The sequence below is a fragment of the Rhodobacter capsulatus genome (genome assembly GCF_005144475.1).
Lineage (GTDB): Bacteria > Pseudomonadota > Alphaproteobacteria > Rhodobacterales > Rhodobacteraceae > Rhodobacter > Rhodobacter capsulatus_C.
In genome coordinates, this window is record NZ_SWJZ01000139.1 from 1 (window position 1) to 746 (window position 746).

Consider the following 746-nt stretch of genomic DNA (forward strand, 5'->3'; position numbering starts at 1 on the left):
ATTTTCTTGAGCGCCTTGATCGCGCGCACATTTCTGCTGGCCGCGATTTTTCCCCACGCCTCGGGCCTGAGCTGCATCGCAGCCAGGAACCCGAGCATCCAGAATTCCCACAAGATGTCGCCGTTACGCTGGTCTTCATCCATCACCGGGAAATACTCGCCCGGCATCATCAGCGCGGTCGCAACGCGGTTATAATGCGCCATCAGGAGATCGAGTGTTGCCTGCATGTCAGCCAGACTCTCGAATTCAGGCGCGCCTCCCTCGCCCCAAACCTTGGCGAGCCAAACCGAAGGCGGGATCATCTCAGGGCTGGTGATCAAACCGGCACAGAACCCGTCGAACTCGGGCAGCAGCATCGGATCGTTTTCCTCGGGCAGCGCCATCAGCGCCTCCTCAAGCTTTCTCAAATCCTCGTCGCTGTGCCATTCCATGGTTCTTCCCTCCACCTCGTCAAAGCCAAACCGGGCGCAGTGCCAAGACCGGCGCGCCGGCGCCGCAGTGGTCAAAATGGCAGACTTGAGCCCCGGGCGCCATCGCACCGAAACCCCGGTTGAACGCAGATGCATGCGAGACCTGGCCTCGAACGACCTGCCGCATCTCCTCTCGTGGAGCCGCGGGTGCACCAAGCGAAAAGCCCGGCAGATTTCCCTGCCGGGCTTTGGCCGAGGCCCCGTTCGTCAGAACGGGATCTCGTCGTCGCGGTCGATGAACTCGGGGCTTTCGCCCTCGGCAGCCTTCGGGCGGCT

At 62.2% G+C, this 746-nt stretch carries 2 protein-coding genes; one reads left to right on the forward strand and one right to left on the reverse strand.

Features of this window, described 5'->3' with window-relative positions; genetic code table 11:
• On the reverse strand, nt 1–431 hold a 431-nt coding region (locus tag FBT96_RS19620), incomplete at its 3' end, for a UPF0149 family protein (RefSeq protein WP_169583649.1).
• A 133-nt stretch (nt 432–564) separates the two neighbouring features.
• On the opposite strand from FBT96_RS19620, the gene FBT96_RS21110 reads away from it, so the two are divergent.
• On the forward strand, nt 565–746 hold a 182-nt coding region (locus tag FBT96_RS21110; protein ID WP_212635419.1), incomplete at its 3' end, for a hypothetical protein.